This is a genomic window from Geofilum rubicundum JCM 15548, assembly GCF_000974365.1.
Lineage (GTDB): Bacteria > Bacteroidota > Bacteroidia > Bacteroidales > Marinilabiliaceae > Geofilum > Geofilum rubicundum.
In genome coordinates, this window is the sequence record NZ_BAZW01000134.1 from 1 (window position 1) to 2,089 (window position 2,089).

Here is a 2,089-nt window from a genome sequence, read left to right on the forward strand (position 1 = left end):
GGGGTAGGAAGGGGTTGATGGGGTAGGAAGGGGAGTTGGGTGTTGAGAGGGAGTGGAATAGGAATAGGGAAAACAGATTGTTAAAATTTTAAGATAAGAATGGTATCAATCAATCAGTTAACAGTAGATTTTGGGGGTTTTCGTCTGTTCGACGATGTTTCGTTTTTGATAAATCCGCGGGATCGTATTGGTTTGGTGGGGAAAATGGGGCAGGAAAATCCACGCTGTTAAAGATTATTTCGGGCCAGATGTTGCCGTCAGAAGGTACGGTGGCTTTGCCCAAAGACTTAACCCTCGGGTATTTGCCGCAGCATTTGGAGTACGATGATACGCAAACGGTGATACAGGAGGCTGAAACCGCGTTTGAAGATATCATCTACCTGGAAAAGGAAGTGGAGCGCTTAACCGATGAAATGGCCAGTCGCACCGACCATGAATCAGACAGTTACATGCAATTGATTCATGATTTGACCGACAAGTCGGACCGCTTCAACATGCTCGGTGGACACAGTTATCATTCGCTGGTGGAGCAGACGCTCAAAGGTTTGGGTTTTAAACGCAGTGATTTCGGTCGCCTCACTTCCGAGTTCAGTGGTGGTTGGCGCATGCGTATTGAGCTGGCCAAAATTCTGCTGAAACAGCCGGATGTTTTTTTACTGGATGAGCCCACCAACCACCTCGATATTGAATCCATCCAATGGCTGGAGGACTATTTGAAAAACTATTCCGGAGCCTTGCTTTTGATTTCTCACGACCGGGCTTTTTTGGATAATATCACCATACGGACGGTGGAGATTTCGCTGGGGAAAATATACGATTATAAGGCATCTTATTCCCGCTTTGTGGAGTTAAGACACGAAAGGAGAGAGCAGCAACTGGCTGCCTTTCGCAATCAACAAAAGAAGATTGGCGACACGGAAGCGTTCATCGAACGCTTCCGTTATCAGGCCACAAAAGCGGTTCAGGTGCAATCACGCATCAAGCAACTCGAGAAAATTGATCGCATTGAAGTCGATGAGTTTGATAACAGTGCCTTGCGCATCAAGTTTCCGCCGGCCCCACATTCAGGGGCGATCACAGTTAAGGGCCATCATATTTCCAAGTTCTATGGCGACCTGCATGTGCTGGACGATATTCATTTTGCCCTTGAAAGGGGCGATAAAATCGCCTTTGTCGGTAAAAACGGGGAAGGAAAAACCACCATGGCCCGCATCATTTTGAATGAAATAGACTACCAGGGGGAGATTGTCCTGGGGCATCAGGTGAAAGTGGGGTATTTTGCTCAGAATCAGGCCGACCAACTGGATGAGCGCCTGACCGTTTTCGAGACGGTCGACCGGGTAGCTGTGGGGGAGGTGCGGACCAAGATCCGGGATTTGCTCGGGGCTTTTTTGTTTGGCGGCGAAGCGGCCGATAAAAAAGTGGCGGTGCTATCCGGTGGGGAACGCACGCGTTTGGCCTTGGTTCTGCTATTGCTTGAGCCGGTTAATTTTCTTATTTTGGATGAGCCTACCAACCACTTGGATATTCGCTCCAAGGAGCTGTTAAAAAAGGCTTTGGCTGAGTTTGAGGGCACTGTTCTGGTGGTGTCGCACGACAGGGACTTTTTGGATGGATTGATTACGAAGACCTTTGAGTTCACCAATAAAAAAATGAAGGAGCACGTCGGAGGTATCTATTCCTTCCTGGAGAGTAAGAAGCTGGAGTCGCTCAAAGAACTGGAAGCGAAACCTTCTGCCCGGAAAGAAAATGTTGTCGCCAAACCTCAAAACAAGGAGGAAAGCAAAGGCAAAATCTCTTTTGAAGAGCGCAAAGAACTCAATAAAAAAATCAAAAAGCTGTCCACAGAGGTGGAAGCTTCGGAGCGACGGATTGAACAACTGGAAGCCAGCATCGCACAAATGGATGTACAACTGGCCAACCCCGGTCCGGAAGACGATATGTCACAGATTTATATCCAGTATGAGAAGGTGAATAAGGACCTGAGTGAAGCCATGGAGAGATGGGAGGAGCTGCTTCTGGAGTTGGGGGAGGCGGAAGGGGAGATAGGTTGAGTAGGGTAGGAAGGGTAGATGGGGTAGATGGGGTA

At 48.3% G+C, this 2,089-nt stretch carries 2 protein-coding genes; both read left to right on the forward strand.

What is annotated here, in order from left to right; all coding sequences use genetic code 11:
• Window positions 1–99 precede the first annotated feature (99 nt).
• Window positions 100–231 (forward strand): hypothetical protein, encoded by a 132-nt coding sequence (locus JCM15548_RS25920; RefSeq protein ID WP_262487168.1) that lies wholly within the window; start codon window positions 100–102, stop codon window positions 229–231.
• Between the two features lie 17 nt (window positions 232–248).
• The gene (locus tag JCM15548_RS20340; protein ID WP_262487169.1) at window positions 249–2,054 is read left to right on the forward strand and encodes an ABC-F family ATP-binding cassette domain-containing protein; all 1,806 of its coding nucleotides are present in this window, start codon (window positions 249–251) and stop codon (window positions 2,052–2,054) included.
• The last annotated feature ends 35 nt before the right edge of the window (window positions 2,055–2,089 follow it).

Excerpts from the sequence above, each read along its gene's own strand:
- JCM15548_RS25920 (WP_262487168.1), top strand. The coding sequence starts at position 100 with ATGGTATCAATCAATCAGTTAACAGTAGATTTTGGGGGTTTTCGTCTG.
- JCM15548_RS20340 (WP_262487169.1), top strand. The coding sequence starts at position 249 with ATGTTGCCGTCAGAAGGTACGGTGGCTTTGCCCAAAGACTTAACCCTC.